The sequence below is a fragment of the Aquiflexum sp. genome, assembly GCF_041749095.1.
Classification (GTDB): domain Bacteria; phylum Bacteroidota; class Bacteroidia; order Cytophagales; family Cyclobacteriaceae; genus Aquiflexum.
This window is the reverse complement of sequence record NZ_JBGTCA010000101.1, coordinates 36284-54986: the sequence shown is the minus strand read 5'-3', so window position 1 is coordinate 54986 and position 18703 is coordinate 36284. Positions and strand designations below refer to the sequence as shown.

23 protein-coding genes are annotated in these 18703 nt (G+C 38.1%); 6 read left to right on the top strand and 17 right to left on the bottom strand.

Annotation, left to right across the window (positions count from 1 at the left end; genetic code table 11):
• Positions 1–34 precede the first annotated feature (34 nt).
• Positions 35–187 carry a lmo0937 family membrane protein gene (locus ACEW8O_RS05585; RefSeq protein WP_373493636.1) on the bottom strand — a complete coding sequence of 51 codons (153 nt, stop codon included), beginning with the start codon at positions 185–187 and terminating at the stop codon, positions 35–37.
• A gap of 65 nt (positions 188–252) precedes the next feature.
• Positions 253–2016, bottom strand: a complete 1764-nt coding sequence (locus tag ACEW8O_RS05580; RefSeq protein WP_373493635.1) for a MutS-related protein — start codon at positions 2014–2016, stop codon at positions 253–255.
• Between the two features lie 188 nt (positions 2017–2204).
• Here ACEW8O_RS05580 and ACEW8O_RS05575 point away from each other — a divergent pair, with 188 nt between their 5' ends.
• The 3 genes from ACEW8O_RS05575 to ACEW8O_RS05565 all read left to right on the top strand — a co-directional run bounded on the left by ACEW8O_RS05575 (position 2205) and on the right by ACEW8O_RS05565 (position 3882).
• A complete protein-coding gene (locus ACEW8O_RS05575; RefSeq protein WP_373493634.1) occupies positions 2205–2648 on the top strand; it encodes a hypothetical protein in 444 nt (147 codons plus the stop codon).
• 170 nt (positions 2649–2818) lie between these two features.
• Positions 2819–2983 carry a hypothetical protein gene (locus ACEW8O_RS05570; protein WP_373493633.1) on the top strand — a complete coding sequence of 55 codons (165 nt, stop codon included), beginning with the start codon at positions 2819–2821 and terminating at the stop codon, positions 2981–2983.
• A gap of 59 nt (positions 2984–3042) precedes the next feature.
• Positions 3043–3882, top strand: a complete 840-nt coding sequence (locus ACEW8O_RS05565; RefSeq protein ID WP_373493632.1) for a hypothetical protein — start codon at positions 3043–3045, stop codon at positions 3880–3882.
• Positions 3883–3917: 35 nt separating this feature from the next.
• Here ACEW8O_RS05565 and ACEW8O_RS05560 read toward each other — a convergent pair whose 3' ends face one another.
• The 3 genes from ACEW8O_RS05560 to ACEW8O_RS05550 all read right to left on the bottom strand — a co-directional run bounded on the left by ACEW8O_RS05560 (position 3918) and on the right by ACEW8O_RS05550 (position 6581).
• Complete coding sequence (locus ACEW8O_RS05560) at positions 3918–4706, bottom strand: mechanosensitive ion channel family protein (protein WP_373493651.1); 789 nt, start codon at positions 4704–4706, stop codon at positions 3918–3920.
• 91 nt (positions 4707–4797) lie between these two features.
• Positions 4798–5505, bottom strand: coding sequence for a methyltransferase domain-containing protein (locus ACEW8O_RS05555; protein WP_373493631.1), 708 nt, complete (start codon positions 5503–5505; stop codon positions 4798–4800).
• Positions 5505–6581 carry a type III polyketide synthase gene (locus tag ACEW8O_RS05550; protein WP_373493630.1) on the bottom strand — a complete coding sequence of 359 codons (1077 nt, stop codon included), beginning with the start codon at positions 6579–6581 and terminating at the stop codon, positions 5505–5507. Before ACEW8O_RS05550 ends, ACEW8O_RS05555 begins: the two co-directional genes overlap by 1 nt.
• Before the next feature lie 86 nt (positions 6582–6667).
• Between ACEW8O_RS05550 and ACEW8O_RS05545 the strand changes: the two genes are divergently transcribed.
• A complete protein-coding gene (locus tag ACEW8O_RS05545; protein WP_373493629.1) occupies positions 6668–7561 on the top strand; it encodes a UbiA family prenyltransferase in 894 nt (297 codons plus the stop codon).
• Between the two features lie 76 nt (positions 7562–7637).
• On the opposite strand, the gene ACEW8O_RS05540 is transcribed toward ACEW8O_RS05545, so the two are convergent.
• Positions 7638–8750 (bottom strand): NAD(P)/FAD-dependent oxidoreductase, encoded by a 1113-nt coding sequence (locus ACEW8O_RS05540; RefSeq protein WP_373493628.1) that lies wholly within the window; start codon positions 8748–8750, stop codon positions 7638–7640.
• Between the two features lie 210 nt (positions 8751–8960).
• On the opposite strand from ACEW8O_RS05540, the gene ACEW8O_RS05535 reads away from it, so the two are divergent.
• Positions 8961–9383, top strand: coding sequence for a Fur family transcriptional regulator (locus tag ACEW8O_RS05535; protein WP_373493627.1), 423 nt, complete (start codon positions 8961–8963; stop codon positions 9381–9383).
• Here ACEW8O_RS05535 and ACEW8O_RS05530 read toward each other — a convergent pair whose 3' ends face one another.
• On the bottom strand, positions 9384–9614 hold the full coding sequence (locus ACEW8O_RS05530) for a hypothetical protein (protein ID WP_373493626.1): 231 nt from the start codon (positions 9612–9614) through the stop codon (positions 9384–9386).
• 167 nt (positions 9615–9781) lie between these two features.
• Here ACEW8O_RS05530 and ACEW8O_RS05525 point away from each other — a divergent pair, with 167 nt between their 5' ends.
• On the top strand, positions 9782–10261 hold the full coding sequence (locus ACEW8O_RS05525) for a YcxB family protein (RefSeq protein WP_373493625.1): 480 nt from the start codon (positions 9782–9784) through the stop codon (positions 10259–10261).
• A gap of 60 nt (positions 10262–10321) precedes the next feature.
• Here ACEW8O_RS05525 and ACEW8O_RS05520 read toward each other — a convergent pair whose 3' ends face one another.
• The 10 genes from ACEW8O_RS05520 to ACEW8O_RS05475 all read right to left on the bottom strand — a co-directional run bounded on the left by ACEW8O_RS05520 (position 10322) and on the right by ACEW8O_RS05475 (position 18696).
• Positions 10322–10822, bottom strand: a complete 501-nt coding sequence (locus ACEW8O_RS05520) for a fasciclin domain-containing protein (protein ID WP_373493624.1) — start codon at positions 10820–10822, stop codon at positions 10322–10324.
• Positions 10823–10961: 139 nt separating this feature from the next.
• On the bottom strand, positions 10962–11864 hold the full coding sequence (locus ACEW8O_RS05515; RefSeq protein ID WP_373493623.1) for a hypothetical protein: 903 nt from the start codon (positions 11862–11864) through the stop codon (positions 10962–10964).
• A gap of 527 nt (positions 11865–12391) precedes the next feature.
• A complete protein-coding gene (locus tag ACEW8O_RS05510; RefSeq protein WP_373493622.1) occupies positions 12392–12556 on the bottom strand; it encodes a hypothetical protein in 165 nt (54 codons plus the stop codon).
• Positions 12557–12822: 266 nt separating this feature from the next.
• A complete protein-coding gene (locus tag ACEW8O_RS05505; protein ID WP_373493621.1) occupies positions 12823–13305 on the bottom strand; it encodes a hypothetical protein in 483 nt (160 codons plus the stop codon).
• 48 nt (positions 13306–13353) lie between these two features.
• The gene (locus ACEW8O_RS05500) at positions 13354–14133 is read right to left on the bottom strand and encodes an SDR family NAD(P)-dependent oxidoreductase (RefSeq protein ID WP_373493620.1); all 780 of its coding nucleotides are present in this window, start codon (positions 14131–14133) and stop codon (positions 13354–13356) included.
• Positions 14134–14144: 11 nt separating this feature from the next.
• On the bottom strand, positions 14145–15740 hold the full coding sequence (locus ACEW8O_RS05495) for an aldehyde dehydrogenase family protein (RefSeq protein ID WP_373493619.1): 1596 nt from the start codon (positions 15738–15740) through the stop codon (positions 14145–14147).
• 91 nt (positions 15741–15831) lie between these two features.
• Positions 15832–16734, bottom strand: a complete 903-nt coding sequence (locus tag ACEW8O_RS05490) for a helix-turn-helix domain-containing protein (RefSeq protein WP_373493618.1) — start codon at positions 16732–16734, stop codon at positions 15832–15834.
• Positions 16735–16897: 163 nt separating this feature from the next.
• Positions 16898–17356 carry a hypothetical protein gene (locus tag ACEW8O_RS05485; protein ID WP_373493617.1) on the bottom strand — a complete coding sequence of 153 codons (459 nt, stop codon included), beginning with the start codon at positions 17354–17356 and terminating at the stop codon, positions 16898–16900.
• Positions 17357–17599: 243 nt separating this feature from the next.
• Positions 17600–17770: an SDR family NAD(P)-dependent oxidoreductase gene (locus ACEW8O_RS05480; RefSeq protein WP_373493616.1), complete on the bottom strand. Its 171-nt coding sequence runs from the start codon at positions 17768–17770 to the stop codon at positions 17600–17602.
• A gap of 5 nt (positions 17771–17775) precedes the next feature.
• Positions 17776–18696: a helix-turn-helix domain-containing protein gene (locus ACEW8O_RS05475; RefSeq protein WP_373493615.1), complete on the bottom strand. Its 921-nt coding sequence runs from the start codon at positions 18694–18696 to the stop codon at positions 17776–17778.
• Positions 18697–18703 lie beyond the last annotated feature (7 nt).

The window sequence follows — 18703 nt, the reverse complement described above, 5'->3', positions numbered from 1 at the left end:
TTGTAAAAAGGGCTTTAATATTCGGTTTGAAAGATTAAACGGATCTGCCGCCTATCAGTCTCAATAGCACTGCAACGACAGCCAACACAAGCAATATGTGGATTATACCGCCTGCACTGTAAACAAAGAATCCGAAGATCCATCCGATAATCAATATGACAGCGATCAAATATAATAAAGAACTCATGATATAGAGGGTTTAGTTAAAGAATTGATTATTACCCTAGAATTCCAATTATCATGCCACAAAATTTATTTACTAAATCTAATACCCATTAACTCCATGAGTTTGTGGGCATTAAAGCTTGGACAAGGTCCGGACTTTATCTTGTAATCAAAGTGGATTTCATCATCTGTAATCTCACTGTGGAAGCTTTTATTTTCAAGATAATCAAGCGAGTTTTCCAATTGGCTGAGTTCAATATCATGGGTTGAAATTATCCCTTTGCAGTTGGAGTTAGCCAATTGTCTGATTAGGGATTCGCTGCCCATGATGCGGTCCACGGTATTGGTTCCTTTGAGAATTTCATCCAAAAGGAATAAAACCGGTTCCCCATTTTCAGCCATAGTGAGCAATTGCTTGATCCTTGCCAACTCTGCATAAAATGAACTCACACTTTCACCAAGATTATCTGTATTTCTCATGCTGGTGAAAAGCTGAAAAGATCCTGTTGTGAAAGTAGTTGCTAGGGGAGACAGCCCTAAATTGGCAAGGACAAGATTGATTCCCACTGTTCTCATAAAAGTCGTTTTTCCGGACATATTGGAACCTGTCAGCAAAACGACTTTAGTTTTTTCAGTGAGGGAAAAATCATTGCCTACAGCCTCATTGGGATTTAAAAGAGGATGCACCAAATTCTTTGTTTCCAATATTTTCCCGCTTGTCCAATCCACATGGCAGTTCAGATCTTCTTCATTACTAAAGGCAGCCAAAGAAACCAAAGCCTGCCATTTATCGAAAAAGCCTTCCCAATTAGCCAAATGTCCCGCAAATCTCTCTTTCCATTTTACTGTTCTCCAAAAGAGGAAAAAATCAATCCAAAAAAGCATGTTGAAAATCAAATACATCAGGTTGAACCTGTTCTGAAGCATAAAGGATTTCTGTTCCAATGACCTTAAAATTGCAGAGGCATCAAAATTTTGGTTTTTAAAAGGCTTTTGAATATGTTTTAAAAATTCTCCATTTAATTGCATCCCTTCAATCTGTGCGGCCCATTTGCTAAAAGTCTTGATATCTCCCTGATTGGGCATGATAGAGGAAGCCTGCTGAAGATTTTTGAAAATCAGGGATAAGAAGACTATTCCGATAATTATCCAGGCACCAACCCAAGCCGGGGCTAGCAATCCAAATACCGCGGCCAGAATGATTGTGATGCCTCCAATCGGGCCTAGGATGAGAGGTATGTAGTATAAGGACTTCCAATTTTCCTGTTGTTTTAGCCAGGCATAAAATTTTGTTTTTGGTTTTTCATTTTTCATGAAAGCACGGCCATGTGCTTCAAAGGATGCCAAAAAGCTCTTATTTGTTCGAAGTTCTAGAAGAGCCTCTGCTTTCTGTTTGGCTACATCAGGATTGATTTTTTCTTTCATCCAATCAGCAAGGAGAGTTTTCCCACTTTTACTGACGGTATGGTTGATCAATTGAAAAAGTGAATGCTCGCCAAAAAGATCCAGGTCATTCGAATAGGGGTGTAGCTTATCTATAAATTCAGAACCTGAATCCAGGTCCTTTAGATTTCTTGATTTCCTTTTGGCTTTCTCTAAATCCATTTCAATCAATTGCGTAAAAAAATCAATCCAATCTTTATTGGTATTGTATTGAATGATAAGGTAAATGAAGAAAACCGAAGAAATCAGGAAAGAAAGGATAAAGACCGGCTTATCAGTTAGGCCAATAATCAGGGAAGCTATCATGAATAAAAAAAGGAAAAACCTGCCCGTGGCAAGTCCAAATCCTTTTCTTTTACATCTTTTGAGAGCATCTTTTATGTCGGTGGTTCCGTATTCAAATTCCATGGATCAAAGATATTAAAAGATTCAGGAGACGACACTAAAATTATAAATGCAATATTGTTTCATTATGTATTTATTAAGACATTTGAATTATCTCATTCTTATAGTGTACTCTTCATTAGAATGATGGTGGTTGACAGCAAGACTCCGGTTCGTCCGGAGTCTTCATTCATTATTAGAGAACGACATATATGAAAAGATTAACATTGGTGTTTTTACTGGCATTTTCCTTAGGATCAGGAGCGACGGTACAGAGTCCTGACATATGGGCTTTATTATCAAAGACAAGGTTTATTGAAAAGTTGAACAGAGAGCATGGGATGTATTTTCTCTACCCCATTTTCCCGGATGAACTTAAGGAACTGGAAGGGAAGTCAGTTCAGGTCACGGGGTTTTATATTCCTTTGGATGTAAGTACCTCTGACTTTGCAGTACTCAGCAAATTCCCCAATGCGGAATGTTTCTTTTGTGGAGGTGCCGGTCCGGAAAGTATTGTGGTGGCCTACCTCAAGAAAAAACCTTCCAAGAGAATCAAAGTGGATGAAATCATCACCATCAAAGGAAAACTTAAACTCAACGATACAGATATCGATGATTTGAATTTCATCCTATTGGATGCAGAAATAGTGGATTAACCTGTATGTTTATCCGCCTGTCTCCAAGTAGTGTAAGTTTTCTATAAAATTGGCTGGAAGACAGAAGACGGAAGACGGATCTTGATAGCTATCGGGATTAATTTTAGAGTTTAACAAACTATCCGTGGGGTTCTAACGGTTAACTGTTAATAGCAAATAATTATATTGATATGGGGAAAAAAACAGAGAAAAAAGGCCTTGAAGAGAAGATGGTTTCAGAAATTGATTTTTCTGAAGGATTCGGTGGTATATCCGAAAATGTATCTCTTACCAAGAATATTGGATGTGCCTCAGATTCAAAGCCTAAGGAGAAAAAAAATCAAAAAAATGAGTAACTAACTTTATGCTTAATCCGATTTTTTTCTTTTACTTTCGTGGATAAAACTTAATCCATATGAAAGTAAATCACCCACAAAACCCTACTTTCCTGTTTGCATTAGGACTCCTGATTTTTATGGTTTCCTGTGAAAAAACAGATGAACAATTGCCCCAACAAGACAGTGTGGTCTTGCAGGAGCAAGCTCAGGTAAATGACTCATTTGAAGATGCAGATTTTCTCACATTTTCTGCCATGCAAAGCAATGGACTTAGTTCCAGAACAAATCTGGATGTCGGCACTGATTTATGTGAAAACACCAAAGTTGATTTTTTCCCAAACAACAAATCAATTGTTATCAATTTTGGGGAAGGCTGTACAAGTCCAAAAGGAATCACCAGAAAAGGAAAAATCATGATTTTTTACTCAGGATTTACTTTTGATGCCAATTCTGAAATCACCATTTCTTTTGATGCCTATGAGGTAAATGGTCTGAAAATTGAAGGACGGCGAAAATTAATCCACAGAGGATTTAATGCGGAAGGAAAATATTTTCTATTCGAGACAGTGATTTCTGCCGGTAAAGTGACTTGGTCAGATGGAACATTTGCCACCATTGAAGGAGAATTTGAAAAGAAGTTTTTTCTTTCAACCAATTCAGAAGGAATTAAATTGAAAGTGACCGGGGGATCCGGAGGAAAAACAAGATTGGGGATTCCATATATGTCATTGATAGGAGAAGATCTGCTATTTATCCAATCATGTACAGACAAGGGAAATTGGATTCCCTCTTCAGGGAAAGTTGAGATAACCCTTGATTCAAGTCAGAAGTTTTTGATTGATTACGGTAATGGTGCCTGTGACAAATTGGCCTCAGTTTCTCATAATGGAAAAACGGTTCCTATCAAATTTGATTAATAAAAAAAGGCCGGATATAAATTCCGGCCTTTTTTTTATTCTTTTTTCTCTTCGGGGTAATAATGATGAACATCTCTTTGAGGGAATGGAACCTCGATTTCATGTTCTTCAAGAGCCTCTTTGATGTTTTCCATGTTGTCCCAAAAAACTGGCCAAAGATTTCCAGCATCTGTCCAGGCTCTAACTGTTAGGTCAAGAGAACTGTCTCCAAAGCTGGTGAATAAAACAACTGGTGCAGGTTCCTCGTGAATTCTTTCATCCAGTTTAAGCACGTCCAGAATTACTTTTCGGGTTTTCTTCAAGTCAGTTCCATAAGCTACCCCAACGTTGATATCAACTCGCCGTGTAGGTTTCTGTGAAAAATTGGTAATTGAATTATTGGCAAGTGCACCATTTGGAACGGTAACGACTTTATTGTCGAAATTCCTGATTTTGGTATATAAAATATCGATGGTTTCCACTGAACCTAGGGTTCCTTGGGCTTCAATAGTATCACCTATACGGAAGGGTTTGAAAATTAAAATCAGGACTCCTCCGGCAAAGTTGGATAAAGAACCCTGCAATGCAAGACCCACTGCAAGACCTGCGGCACCTATGATGGCAATAAATGAGGTCATTTCCAGTCCCAGGGTAGTGGCTACACTGATTATCAGCAACACCCACAATATGGCGTTTAAAAAACTCTTTAAGAAAGTAGCCAAAGATGGGTCTATCTCATATTTTTCAAGTGTTTTGCCAAATACTCTCAAAATTAGCCTGATGACATATCGACCAACCAAAAGTAGGATAATCGACTTCAACAGCACAGGGCCAAGCTGAAACATCAGGTCAACGGCTCTTGCTTTAAAATCGGCAATAGTTTCTAAATCAAAATTGAAATCCATAAATAAATTTTTGAAGTTAAAGAATACAAAACTAAAGTATATAACCAATTACTCTCCATCGGAAAGCCCATTTCCATTTGATTTCGTATTGGGTAATACCAGAGGATTTTAAGATGTTTGCCAGTTCGGATTTATGGAAACTTCTTAATACTGATAATGGGCCATCATTTTTGACCATGGTAGATTTGGAAAAAAGACCGGTCAAAATCTTGATGCTATAATATGCAATCGGGTGGCGATGCAGGTCATTGATGACTACTCCCAGTTTTGCTTTCTTTTTAAAAGAGGATAACAGTAAAAATAGTTCCTCATCTGTAAAATGATGAGTAAAAAGTGTGCAGGTAACGATATCCACTTTTTCGTCCAAAAATGCTTCATCAAAAACGTTCCGGGTTTCAAGAGCAACATTGCTGATATCTGCAAGATTTATTTTCGCCAAATTGATAATATTTGGGTTGGCATCTATTCCTGTAAACCGACAATTAAGTTTGTTTTTTTTGGCCCAATCTGACATTACCCGTATCATATCCCCACCTCCACAGCCAATGTCTGCTATAGAATAGTTATCCTGTGGATATTTTGTCATGATCTGCTTCAGGCTTGATGTGGTCACATGATTTCCCCCCAAAAGTTTATTGATGATTTTGAGCTCCTTTAAGGTCACCTCCATCAATTCCCCCCCGGCATCAAGGTCGTCCATTATTTCTTTTTGATAGCTTCTTTGGCTGAATTTCCCCATTATTTTTCAAGTAGCAGAGTTTCCAATGTTAATCCTGGTCCAAACCCCATAGCCAATAAGTCCCCTTTTGGATGAGGGTCAAGCAACCATTTTTTCAAAACAAAAAGGATGGTGGCCGAAGACATATTGCCGAAGCCTTGTAAGATTTCATGAGAGGGAAGATTCTGCGATTTTCCAATTCCAAAAGCCTCTTCTACTTTTTGAAGAATCTGTTTCCCTCCTGGATGGATGGCAAAATATTTGATTTTTGACAATTGAAATTTTTCTTCAAGATAATCATGGATTTCAAAAAGGCCTTTGCTGAGCAATTCAGGCACATATTTACTCAACCGCATTTCAAAACCAAAATCTCCGATCGACCAGGCCATGTCTTTTTCTCCTTCTTTGAATACCCTGCTGTGATATTTCTTGATGGCAAGACCTCCCTCCTCCCTACTGACCAATGCAGCAGCCGCACCATCTCCAAATAGCGCATTTGCCAAAAGATTGTCTTCAGTATATTTTTTCTGAAAGTGAATGGTACATAGTTCCACAGATAGTATAAGAACTTTGGCATTTGGATCACTGTCACATATTCTATCCGCCAATTTAATACCATTGAATGCAGCATAGCATCCCATGAAATGTATGGCATATCGTTCAATATCTTTCCGAAAATCCATGGCATGCATGATTTCCAGCTCTAGTCCCGGTGCAAACATGCCTGTGCAGGAAACCAAAATCAGATGTGTAATATCTGAGGCTTTATATTTGGTTTTCCTTAAACACTCAAGAATTGCAGTTTTTGCCAATGCAAATCCTGATTTTTCAAAAAGTCCCATTCTCTTTTTCGTGCCGGGAAACGGCTCCAATGCTTTATTGGAAGGGAAAAAGCTGAATTTTTCAGGATTTTCATACCTAAAATCTTCAATGACACTGTACCGGTTTTCTATTCCTGTATGTCGGTAAACAAAATTTAGCTTTCGCGCTTCCTGCGAATCCAGTCCATGTGCCATTTTCATAAACTCACCGATTTGGGTCTGTAAAATGGGTTTTCCCGGATTGGCAGTACCAATACTAACAATATGGTTGTTCATCTACTTAAGTTAAGCTTATTTTTTCTAACTTCGATACTGAAGGTAAAACATCTCCCGATGTTAAAAGTTAAAAACAAAATCGATTTATGTTCAAGCTGTCTAATTGGAAGCATTTAAGAATCCTATTCTCTTTTTATTTGCTGCCTATTTTCATTTTTGCATTGGCTTTTACTCCCAACCTAAATGGAGATAGATTACTGATAGTCTTTATTTCTCTTCATCTTTTTTTGTATCCTTCGAGCAACGGTTATAACAGCTACTTCGATAAAGATGAAAAAAGCATAGGAGGATTGCGTAATCCGCCGAAAGTTACTAAAGGATTGTATTATCTTTCCTTGATTTTTTTTGCAATTTCACTGATTTTGGGATTCAGGATCAACTGGCAGTTCAGCAGCATGCTGCTGGTCTATAGTCTGGTATCCATGGCCTATAGTCATCCCTCAATAAGATTGAAAAAATACCCCTACCTCAGTTGGATTACAGCAGGGTTTTTTCAGGGATGTTTTACTTTTGGGATGGCGTATGCGGGATTGAGTGTTTTTGGTTGGGAAGTATTTACCAAGATTCATGTCCTGATTCCCGGGTTATTGACCAGTCTGATGCTTTGGGGCTCATATCCGCTGACCCAGGTTTATCAACATGAAGAAGATGCCAAAAGAGGAGATATTACCTTAAGTCTGAAGTTGGGTAAAAAAGGAACCTTTTTGTTTTCAAGTATCTGGTTTTTGGTAACAGGGATTTGCTTTAGTTGGTTTTTCCTTGACAGAAATCAGGAAAGTGCCTTTTTCGGCTTTTTGCTTACAATGCTGCCTGTTGTCCTCTACTTTCTTATCTGGTTTTCATTTGTACGAAAAGATGAGGAAAAATATACCAGCTACACATGGGCGATGTGGATGAACAGAATTTCAGCCATTGCATTGAATATTTTCTTTGTGTGGTATTTTCTGGAAAACACCCAAGTGATGCAGGTTTTCGGTTGATATCTAAACCAAGGTATCGGGACTATAAACTTTTCCGAGCTTTCGAGATTTAAATCTAAAATCTGAAATCTAAAATTTAAAACATCTCTCCATGAGTCCTTTTCATAATCTGAGTAGCGGCAAAATTTGAATTTTTGATAAGTCCCACTGAGAATTCTGAAATCGCTTTTGAACCAAAAAGCCACTGTACTTTTCTACCAATCCAAAGACGGTTTTTGAAAAGATGACCCCATTGGGAAGTATATTGTTTTTCAATAGAAGTTCGATCCTTGTTTTGGAGAATGGCATCTGCGGCCAATTTTCCGGTATGAATTGCTATGGCCATCCCGTTTCCGCATAATGGTGTAATCAGACCTGCTGCATCTCCGACCATCAGAATACGGTTTTCCACAGGTTTTTTTGGGGAAAAGTTGATTTCGTTGATTACCTCAGGTTTTTCAAAAATAAATTCACTGTTTTGAAAGAGATTTTTAAGATGGGGATTTTTTTGAAGCACCGCTTTCTCCATTTCAGGAATGTTCCCGTAGTGACGAAGCTGCTCCTTTGAACCCAAATAGCAAAGGTTAGAAATACCGTTTTCCACCTGGATGATACCACAGTAGCCTCCTTCGAAATTATGCAGGGCAATAGTCTGCGGGTCAAAATCCGTTTTGATGTGGTATTTGACTCCAATAAATTGACTTCTCTGTTGCATAAAAGATCGGTTCATGGATTTGTCCACTTTGGATCTTTTGCCAAAAGCACCGATGACATGATCAGCAGTAAATGAATTTCCCTTATTTATTTTGAGTACAAACTTGTTTTCGTTGGATTCATATTCCACCTCTTCCACTTGGGATTGCAGTAAAAATTTCACTCCTATTGCTTCTGCTTTTTGATATAGAAAATAATCATAGGCATACCTGCTGATACCAAAGCCTCCCAAATCCAAAGCCATTTTTGCTTCATTTCCTTTGATGGATGTCAGGAGGAATTTGGTGATTTGAGAGGGTCCGATTTCGTCGGGGTATAATTCTTCTTTGTTCAGAAATTCTTTGACTTCATTGGAAATGTATTCCCCACAAACACGGTGAAAAGGGTAAGTTTTTTTTTCAATAAGCAAAACTTCCTTTCCGTTTTTTGATAATTGATGCGCAGCAATAAGGCCCGCAAGCCCACCTCCGATGATAATGATGTTCACATGCTTCATGGATTGGAGTTGATTAAAAAAGGTGAATTGTTTTATTTGTGAGAATTTTGATAGATGCCTATGTTTATGCGATCTTAAACAATCAAACTACAAAATTTGTGAATAGGTTTTCGGTAATACCTGATTTTATTTAGTTGTTTCGGCTGTTTTTGTCTTTTTTTGTGTTATTGCTTTATATCCCTAATTTTACTTTGATCGAACGGAAAAGAAATGTCAGTAAATCCATTACAAATACTTCAGGAACACAACTTAAGAATTACAAATTGTAGAAAAGAAGTGTTAAAACTTTTTTTGGTCAGGCAGTCTGCATTATCCCATTCAGATTTGGAAGGAGAGCTTGACCGGGATTTTGACCGTGTCACACTTTACAGGACACTTAAGACATTTTTGGACAATGACCTTATTCACAAGGTGCTAGATGACAGTGGTGCTGCTAAATATGCCTTATGTTCTCATAATGGACATGAAAGTAAACAGAGTCATGACCATGAACATGTACATTTCAAATGTGAAAAATGTGGAAAAACCATTTGCATAGAAGAAGTAAGTCTGCCAAAAATCAATCTTCCTGCAGGATATATAAACAAAGAAATAAGTTTGCTGGTGCAGGGGGTTTGTGACAAATGTAATTGATCAGGCTTCTACGGGGTCTTTTGGAGATTTACTTTTCGGACCGGCGGAAGGCCATATCACTCCCGGTGGCAGATCAATTTTTGGTGGAGTAAAATCCTCGATCCCACCATCTCCATCGTCGTCATTGTTTTGACTTCTACCCATTTTTGATTTTGTCATTGTAGCAACAAAATAAATCAAGACCACATAGGCTATTCCACACAACATTAAATCAACGGCTAAGCTACTCATAACAAAGAAATTTTGTATAATTTACTACAAAAGGATGTAGAAGTCAATTAATTAACACTTCTGTAACGATTTTGATTAAATAAAATCTGAAAATATTAACAGTATTTCCGATTAGCTTGTGAAATAAGCCATATCATTAGATATTTGCGCTCTGAAAAATAAAGGTAATGATAGTAAAAACAAAAAAATATAAATTAGAGACCGGTACTTATATCAAAGCAGGCTTGGCAAATATTTTAAGAGAGCAATGGTGGGTGGTATTGATTGCAATAGCAATTGGCTGTGGCTATTTTTGGATTGCATCTTGGTGGTGGATCAGCATGGCGATTTTAGCTTATGCATTATACTGGCTTTTTTGGGTCATCCAATTTGCAGGTGTTACCCAAATGGAACAGAATAAAGTGATTTTTGAAAAAATGTCCTATGAAATTGATAGCAGACAGATTTTGATGAAATTAAATGCCAAGCAAGGCATGCCCATCAAATGGGATATGATCAAAAAGGCAGAGATAAAGAAAGATGCTTTTATACTTACCATGTCAAAAGCGCAGTTTATACACCTCCCTTTCAAGATTTTTAATTCCGAAAATGATAAAAAATTCGTGGAGTCGATTCTCAAAAGAAAGAATTATCTACAGAAGAACTAGCTACAACAAAAAGCCCCATCATATTTGAAGGGGCTTTTTAGTAACTAAAGTCAGATAAAATTACATTGTAGGTAGAATCACAGTATCGATCACGTGTACTACACCATTGGAAGCTTCAATATCTGCCGTAGATACAGTGGCATTATTTACCATTGCTTTTCCATCTTTTAGTGAGATGGTTACATCAGAACCTTGAACAGTTTTTGCCTTCATTCCATTTTTCAGATCTTTGGAATAAACTTTTCCGGGCACAACATGGTAGGTCAGTACTGCTACCAATTGCGCTTTGTTTTCTGGCTTCAAAAGGTTTTCAACAGTTCCGGCAGGTAACTTTGCAAATGCCTCATTGGTTGGGGCAAAGACAGTGAAGGGACCATCACCTTTCAATACATCGACCAAATCTCCAGCCTTTACAGCAGCTACCAAAGTGGACAGAAATTCTGTCTGTACAGCCAGGTCTACAATGTCTGCATCAGGATTGATTGTAGCGTTTTTGTTTACAGTGAATGCGGAGGTTACAAAAAATGCAACCAGGACCGCAAAAGTCAATAATTTTTTCATTGTTATAATAGTTTTGGTTTGTATGGGAATAAGTCCAAAACCTATTGTATTGTTTATCAAAAAGTTATAAATATTTTTAGTATGATTTTTGTTTACAGTATCAGCCCATTGATACCCACCTATGAAAGGTTTCCTTTAATTAATAACAATCCGGACCATTCCCATTTGGATCATTGAGACCAATATTAAAGTATCTTTCCCCGTTCAAAATTGTATTGCCTTTATCATTGATCCCAAGACTATACTCCCATACCCTGCCATCCTGAAAGCGAAGTACAAGTTTGGCCCCTGCCGGGCCATCATTTTCAACATTCCAAGATCCGGAACCGGAATCTTTGCTGGAAGAGTTGCCAAATGCTCCTCCTACATCAATATTGATACTTGAGCTGGAAGAATAGGAAAATTGGCCATTGCCGCAAAGACTTATTTTTCTCCTTGCGGAGGTACCACCATAACCCCTCGAATCATTGCTGTTGTAGGAACTCATGTAATTGAGGGCCCGATTATTCAATTTTTGTTTCCACTCCTCCAACAGGGAAGAGGTGTCAATTTCTGAAAATTTTAAACTATTGGCAATTTGATGGGAAATTTTCCTGTATTCCTCCGAATAATTTTCCGGGTTGGTTGCAGCCATGATAGTTACCCCATATCCTTTTGGATTTAGAATTCCTATTACATAGGCTTTTGCATCATATCCCTCAAGTTTGCCGGCATACGGCAAGCCTATAATATGGCTGTCAATTTCTTCGATGTCTCCTGCAGGTCTGAGTTCTGTGCCTGAATTATCAGAAAAACCAATAGTAGCTTCGGATTTCATCTCTCCTACAGTCTTATATTCATGAAGTGAAAGTATAATCATTCCTGGTACGGTGTGGCTCCCTAGTAATATGACCCCATTATTCTCCTGTCCTACCCAACCTTCCGGTATTGAAAATTCCAATCCGAGGTCTTTTTTGATAACAGTACCTGTCAATTGAGCCATAGATGTATTGACGGAAATCAAAAAGAAACCCAAAAACCCTAAAAGTAAACTAACTTTCATCTTAATTTTATTTAAGTAGTTAAATATTCATAGTCAGTAAGTTACATAAAATCAGATTATTTTCGGTATGGATTGAAAAATTATAGGTAGAATGCGTGATTTTTTTAAAAGATAAGCGCCTCCCGGAGGACAGGAAAGCGATGCTACAAAATCCGGTACTGACGAACAGTGCATGCCCCGATTAATCGGGGAACCATATACGGAGGCCATTATGGAGGGTGAGTAAGCACGACTTGTCCCGGAAAGCGGGATCTTTGCGAAGCCCCTGACCAACATCTCTATCTGGTGGATGCCGCAGGAATCAGGGTTTAGCACCGAAGTGCGAAAGAGTCAGGTTGTGCAGTGGCAAATTTATCCTTATCCCGTTGTCACGGGACAGGCCCTGGGGAGATCCTACGAGTGAAGACTGAAAAGTCAGCAGAGGCCATAGTAGCCAATTGGCTCAGGTCGGGCTACTCGAATTTCGGTTCGGGTTACTTTTACTTTACTGGAAATTCAGTTATTTTGAATTTCATTTTTTCTGTTAGTCAGGCGAAGTAGTCAATAAAATATTTGTTTTTAAACAACAATGCCAAAATCACTATGTATGTCACAAGTTCTGTAATCATAGCAAGATACCTTGTTTGACTTGTCATAATTCCAAAAGTCTCGATGACGCAGATTGTGAACAGCATAGTATATGATGCAAGCATAAACTCAGGGGTTTTGCTCCACCCGGTAAAATAGCCAATTAAGAATCCTGTAAAAGTGATTATTAATGAACCCCAATGAATTGGAAGTAACCATTTTGGAAAATCAAGGTTTGTATATGGGGTCCAAGGTACTTTAGAAGAAAAGAATTCTATCATCCCTCCTGTCGACCAAAAGAGTAAAAAAATGTGGATTTAAACTAAAACGTATCCAAAGTATACCATTTTTTTTTTAGTTTATTGCAAGGTTAGCGATACGTGTTTTTAGCTTAAAGAGAGTTCAGAAATTCAAAATAAATTTTCCCCCTTGATTGTGCAAAATGGTCAAAGCCGTATAGCATTATGCCCTGTATAATAAGCCCAAATCCAATACCTTTTAGGAGGTCATTTTTCCACATCACAAGTAATAGTAAGATCCCCACAATGATAATCCCAATCTCTACTTTTTTAACTACAGGAAAGGTTTTCATTACTTTCTCCATACGAGGTATTTCTTCCGTTTGTATTTTGTTTGGTTCACTTTCATAATAGCTACTCACTCTTTTTATATCTTTTGGTGTACGTATTACGACTCCCACGCAAATAGCTAGTAGCAATAGCGAAAGTGGAATAAAGGCAAAAGCAATTCCTTTATAAACCTCTTTATTTAGATAAACAAAATAAATAGAGAGCGCCAGGCCAGTTATCCCAATTAATATTCCAATGCTGCACTGCAGTTTTTCACCAGAAAAGTATTTTACGATATTGTCCATAATTATTTCTTTGTTTACATTATCATAGGTTTTTTGTTGAATTTTAAACTACTTCAACTCCTGCATCTTCCTGATTTGTTGAAGAATCATTTTTTTAGGCATGAAGGGCATCAATGCAGTTGAAATCCTTTGAGATAAGGGAAAACCAGAGATTACATTTAATTTCCCTTTTATCATGGCTTTGTAGCCATCCTGCGCTACACTCCTTGGATTTACTGTACTTTTAAATAAATCTGTGCCTTCCAAGCCCGATGTTTTAGCAAATTCTGTTTTGGTAGCTCCTGGCATCAAAGCGGTTACAGTAATATTCGTATCGTGTAATTCTTCAGCCACGGCATTGCTAATTGATGTCACATAAGATTTGGTGGCAAAATATACCGCTTGTAGCGGGCCAGGCATCAAGGAAGCCGTTGACGAAATGTTCAGGATTTTACCACTATTTCTATTGACCATTTCTGGTAAAAACAAATACATCAACTCCGTTAAAGCAATCATATTGAGATTGATCATTTCTATTTGGCGCTCCCAAGGTAATTCGTGGAATTTACCTCTGAGCCCAAAACCCGCATTATTGATGAGATAATCTACCTGAATGTTTTTGATTTTTATCTCATCAAAAAGCTCTTTGGCAGCCCCCGACACGCCTAAGTCTTTATCAATTGGTACGACCTGAATCTTATGTATACCTTCAAGTTCTTTTTGGAGTTCTTCAAGTTTTTCCAGTCTTCTGGCCACAATGATTAAGTTGTCACCTTTTTCTGCGTGTATGTGGGCAAACTCTTTGCCAATGCCACTGCTTGCTCCTGTGATTAATGCCGTTTTTTTCATAATTATTTTTATTAAAAATCTTTACTTTTAAAATTGTCGATAGTCATTTGTCCTGCCAGTTTTGCAAAGTGAGCCCAACTCTGATCAATGGTGAAATAAGACAAATTTTCAAGTAGATGTTCTACTCGTTTTTTATGGGTCAATTCAAAGCTGGTTGAATAGAAATCATTAATGATCACAGATTTCTTCACGTTTTCGTAGCTAAATGGATTACCAAAATTTCCCACTCCTGATACAAAATCAGATTTTTTCTCATTACAGCCACCCCAGGTCAGATAACCATTAAGCCAGATATTGGGAGGAATATCATTTACAGAAATACCACCATAATTGAGTTCTCTGATCGCTTGCATGATGCGTGTCTCCTTATGCTTTAAGGTATCATTATCTACTAAAATCATACACCCTAAAGTGCCCAATAACTTGGTATTACAGAATTCCGTTGCTTTTGTGAGGAATTCATCCGTATCGGTCGTTGTATCCAGTGGAATTTCGCTGAAAACCTGACAGAAAGCTTCGTTTGTTACCGCGAAATCATCTTCAGAAACATTGGGAATCAGAATGAAGTCACTTTTAACCTGTTTACTTGATTTCGGTCTTAGAATTTCCGCCGTTGGCTGATTTTCAAGAAATGCCTTCTTTGTCTCATGTACCCCGGGATAATGCTCTGAGACTGCAAATGTTTCTTCTGCAATGGCCTTTCGCAGTGCAGATAGGAATTGATCCCGTTGTTTCCACTTTTTCGACGTTACAATTGTTTGGGGGCGCCCGCATGCGGCTCCACCATTTAATTTTCCAGCTGAGGCTAATTGTATCGCTTGCCTCTTAATGTCATTATCTGTCCACTCTCCTGGTACAATGATACAAGGGTTATTGCCTCCACATTCTGAAACTACCGGGGCACTTGCTGCATCTTGTATAGCGTGCGCAACACCGGTTGAACCTGTGAAATAAATAGCATAAAGCCCTTTAAGTTGAGACAATTCACGGCCCTGGTCCGCATCACAAAAAGCAACCGCTTTAAGGTCGATCAATGGGGCAAATATTTTTTCCCAAACAAGGTCGGTAGCCTCATTCAATTGGTGGGGTTTGTGCACCACTGCTTTATTTTCCAGAAATAAGGCCATCGCCATTTCTAAGGAAGAGCTGTAATTACCGGCGCCTGATATGGCAATGATCCCGGAAGGTTTATCCAAAGGGTTGCTTTGTCTCGGGCTTCCTTCCACGTGCAGATATCCTTTTTGTTTGCCGGCTACCAATTTGTCCATTTTATAGATAGGAAATACCTGAATCTCATATAGTTCATCACTGGTTTCCTTTACAGATAGTGGCTCAGGCATTTTTCCTTTTGCCAGCGCTTCATAAAGGTTTTTTATCCCCATCAGTGTATTAGCCATGGGTATGACCGATCCGGCTATTCCATCAGCTATACTCACCACTTCTTTCCCAATCAACTCGTTTTTCATTTTAGCATCAGCCTCACCGAGTGATTTGGCATATGTTTGTAAGTTTTTTTGAATTTGTTTTAAAAGGCTTAATCGCTCTTTAACATTAGTATTTACCCACTTTTTTGGGTCTAGGTGATTGTATGCTTCTTGTGCGGTCATGATTTTATTTCAGTTTGTACATTACAAAAGTGAATAATATCAATGATCTACAATCGCACGAATTGCAGGATGAACAACACAAAATGCAGAATTAATTCAGCTTGCGATATGCTACGGGAGTATGTCCCACCTTTGATTTAAATAGGCGGGTGAAATAATGTGGGTAGTTGAAACCTAATTGGTAAGCGATCTCACTCACGGATTGCTCTGATCCCACCAATAGATTTTTAGCCAGATCAATTACAAAATCATTGATGTGGTCTTTGGGAGTCCTACCGGTTTCTTTCTTGACCAGATCGCCAAAATAGTGAGGAGAAAGATGGACGATCTCAGCAAAGTACTGAATGCCGGGCATACCTAAATCAAGGTTTTTTTCTGTATTAAAGTAATTTTTAAGCTCTTTTTCAAACAGGGCAATGATATCTCTACTTTGACTAGCCCGGGTGTTAAACTGCCTTTCATAATACCTTAGGCTATAATTTAAAAGAAGTTCAAGATTCGAAACAAGTACACGCTGACTGTGATTGTCAATACGCTGTTGATATTCCTCCATTATATTGGCGACTGTGGCATTCATGGTTTTTTCTTCATCTGCAGACAAATGCAGGGCTTCAAAAACCTCATAGTTAAAGAAAGAGTACTCATTTATTTGTTTACCTAAATGGGTATTTCGAATCAAATCGGGATGGAAGAAGAGCATCCAGCCGCTTATTTCCCCGGGTTTGAAAGCTTTGGTAAAGGTGTACACCTGTCCAGGAGCTGTAAAGATCATCACGCCTTCATCAAAGTCGAAAGTGTTTCTGCCATATTCGATTCCACAGCTTTTATCCTTTAGCGACACCATGTAAAAGTCGAAAATCACCTTGACATTAACCTGTTCTTCCGTCACCTGGATTTTTGACACATCTACCAATGAAATAAGGGGGTGTTGCGGTTTTGGCAAACCCATTAACTGATGTAATTGGCTGATGGAAGCTACTTTGAGAAAGGACATTTTTACACGCTGTTAAAAATCAATCATAAAGATCAGTAATATAAAATGCTTTGTCTAACACAAAACGCAGAATGCTTAGCATAAAATATGGTTTGTAATATTTGGTTATCGTTACGCTTTCTAGCTTGCAGAGAACGTTCAAGTATAAGCTTGTAAAGAATTTTTATTCCCAATTCTGTTTCAGTCGATAAACTTTCCCTGATTCTTCCAGTTCAGCGTCCAAATTGTCATCATATTTGAAATTCTGAACTTGCCATTTGTCCTTAGGTTTGTAGAAAACAAGGGTAAATCGAACAGGTTGTCGGTCATACCTCATCATATAACTTATGAGCTTAAAACTTTCACCAATACTTTTTTCAGTTATTTTTTCATAGCCATAATAGTCGCCAACTAATCCAAGAAAGCTTTGCAATTGAGTTTTTACATTTTCAATTCCATCTTTATTTCTTTCCATCATCCATTTGTTTGTGCTGAAAATAAAGTCAACAGCGTTTTGAGGTGATTCTTCATAAGTTATAAAAAATTCATCCGTAATTTCCTTAACTGTCGATTGTGCTTTTAATTCATTAGTCGAAAAGAGGACTAAGAATGATAGGGTAATTCGTTGGGTATATCTATTCATCATTTTGGTTTGTTTAAATTACTTACAACGTCGTGTGCGCCCAGCATGGGCATCAGGTATCGAAGATAATAAATTATTCCAGAGGGATAAATAGTGAGAGCCTCAAAATGAGCCAATTGGCTTAGGTCGGGCTATTCGATTGTACCACGTCATTCTTTCAATCGGTTGTATTTTTTTAAAGTCTCAATGAGCAAATCGTGTGGTAGAGCATGAGCTTTATTTCCATTAATTCCTTCCATTGTTTCAGCAGCAACCATTGGTGCGATTGGCTTTATCCATGCTTCGGCAAGCCAAGATTACTTTTGCCCCTTTCCTGGCTAATGCTAAGGTTGTTTCGTAACCAAGCCCCGAGTTGGCACCTGTTACAACTATGTTTCGTCCTTCCTGATTTGGCAGGTTGTTTATGTTTTCCATTTTTTTTAATTGTGGTTTCTAAATTCACTTGGACTGTAACCTGTTTTTGATTTGAAAAGATTGCTAAAATGTTGCGGATACTCAAAGCCTAATTCATACCCAATCTCACTAATCGATTTAGCCGAATTGAGTAAGCTGTTTTTGGCTTTGTTAATGATGAATAAATGTATTTGTTCCTTGGCTGTCATGCCTGTTTCTTTCTTGAGCAGGTCACTTAGATAATGGGGCGATACGTTCATTGCCTTACCAAAATAACCCACAGTGGGCATGCCATGTTCTTTAAGGCTATCTGACTGATAATGCGAAATGAGTAATTTTTCAAACTTCGAAACAATATCGCTATTGAAATTGGTTCGGGTGTAAAACTGTCTATCGTAAAATCGCAAGCAATAATCCAGAAGTAGCTCTATATTCGAAATGATTAGATGCTGACTGTGCTGATCCAGGTTTTGACTGTACTCTACTACAACTTTCTCTATGAGCTCCTCTATAATCCTTCGCTCATTATCAGAAAGATGCAGCGCTTCGGTGACATCATAATTGAAAAACGAGTATTGACTGATTTTTTTAGATAACGGATGCTTTCTAATCAAGTCAGGATGAAATGCCAAAGTCCATCCTTTGATGGCATCTACAGGTTCAGGTTCAGTCTCAGATCCATATTCCATCACCTGCCCCGGGGCAGAAAAAATTAAAGTGCCTTCCTCATAATCGTATGAGTTTCTGCCGTACTTTATATACCCTTTGTAGTTTGATGATTTCAAGGTAATTCGGTACATATCCATCACTACCTTAATCTCTTTGAAAACTGGCTGCCCCTCATAAGCTTGGGCATCTATAACAGTAACCAAAGGATGCTTAGGTGCAGCCAGGCCCAATAATTTATGAGTCTGAGTTACGGACTTTATTTCCAAAGTTTTCTGCATGACTGAT

Bases quoted from the DNA above. Each gene is read 5' to 3' on its own strand.
- ACEW8O_RS05585 (WP_373493636.1), bottom strand. From the start codon at position 187: ATGAGTTCTTTATTATATTTGATCGCTGTCATATTGATTATCGGATGG.
- ACEW8O_RS05580 (WP_373493635.1), bottom strand. From the start codon at position 2,016: ATGGAATTTGAATACGGAACCACCGACATAAAAGATGCTCTCAAAAGA.
- ACEW8O_RS05575 (WP_373493634.1), top strand. From the start codon at position 2,205: ATGAAAAGATTAACATTGGTGTTTTTACTGGCATTTTCCTTAGGATCA.
- ACEW8O_RS05570 (WP_373493633.1), top strand. From the start codon at position 2,819: ATGGGGAAAAAAACAGAGAAAAAAGGCCTTGAAGAGAAGATGGTTTCA.
- ACEW8O_RS05565 (WP_373493632.1), top strand. From the start codon at position 3,043: ATGAAAGTAAATCACCCACAAAACCCTACTTTCCTGTTTGCATTAGGA.
- ACEW8O_RS05560 (WP_373493651.1), bottom strand. From the start codon at position 4,706: ATGTTTCAGCTTGGCCCTGTGCTGTTGAAGTCGATTATCCTACTTTTG.
- ACEW8O_RS05555 (WP_373493631.1), bottom strand. From the start codon at position 5,505: ATGGGGAAATTCAGCCAAAGAAGCTATCAAAAAGAAATAATGGACGAC.
- ACEW8O_RS05550 (WP_373493630.1), bottom strand. From the start codon at position 6,581: ATGAACAACCATATTGTTAGTATTGGTACTGCCAATCCGGGAAAACCC.
- ACEW8O_RS05545 (WP_373493629.1), top strand. From the start codon at position 6,668: ATGTTCAAGCTGTCTAATTGGAAGCATTTAAGAATCCTATTCTCTTTT.
- ACEW8O_RS05540 (WP_373493628.1), bottom strand. From the start codon at position 8,750: ATGAAGCATGTGAACATCATTATCATCGGAGGTGGGCTTGCGGGCCTT.
- ACEW8O_RS05535 (WP_373493627.1), top strand. From the start codon at position 8,961: ATGTCAGTAAATCCATTACAAATACTTCAGGAACACAACTTAAGAATT.
- ACEW8O_RS05530 (WP_373493626.1), bottom strand. From the start codon at position 9,614: ATGAGTAGCTTAGCCGTTGATTTAATGTTGTGTGGAATAGCCTATGTG.
- ACEW8O_RS05525 (WP_373493625.1), top strand. From the start codon at position 9,782: ATGATAGTAAAAACAAAAAAATATAAATTAGAGACCGGTACTTATATC.
- ACEW8O_RS05520 (WP_373493624.1), bottom strand. From the start codon at position 10,822: ATGAAAAAATTATTGACTTTTGCGGTCCTGGTTGCATTTTTTGTAACC.
- ACEW8O_RS05515 (WP_373493623.1), bottom strand. From the start codon at position 11,864: ATGAAAGTTAGTTTACTTTTAGGGTTTTTGGGTTTCTTTTTGATTTCC.
- ACEW8O_RS05510 (WP_373493622.1), bottom strand. From the start codon at position 12,556: ATGCTTGCATCATATACTATGCTGTTCACAATCTGCGTCATCGAGACT.
- ACEW8O_RS05505 (WP_373493621.1), bottom strand. From the start codon at position 13,305: ATGGACAATATCGTAAAATACTTTTCTGGTGAAAAACTGCAGTGCAGC.
- ACEW8O_RS05500 (WP_373493620.1), bottom strand. From the start codon at position 14,133: ATGAAAAAAACGGCATTAATCACAGGAGCAAGCAGTGGCATTGGCAAA.
- ACEW8O_RS05495 (WP_373493619.1), bottom strand. From the start codon at position 15,740: ATGACCGCACAAGAAGCATACAATCACCTAGACCCAAAAAAGTGGGTA.
- ACEW8O_RS05490 (WP_373493618.1), bottom strand. From the start codon at position 16,734: ATGTCCTTTCTCAAAGTAGCTTCCATCAGCCAATTACATCAGTTAATG.
- ACEW8O_RS05485 (WP_373493617.1), bottom strand. From the start codon at position 17,356: ATGAATAGATATACCCAACGAATTACCCTATCATTCTTAGTCCTCTTT.
- ACEW8O_RS05480 (WP_373493616.1), bottom strand. From the start codon at position 17,770: ATGGAAAACATAAACAACCTGCCAAATCAGGAAGGACGAAACATAGTT.
- ACEW8O_RS05475 (WP_373493615.1), bottom strand. From the start codon at position 18,696: ATGCAGAAAACTTTGGAAATAAAGTCCGTAACTCAGACTCATAAATTA.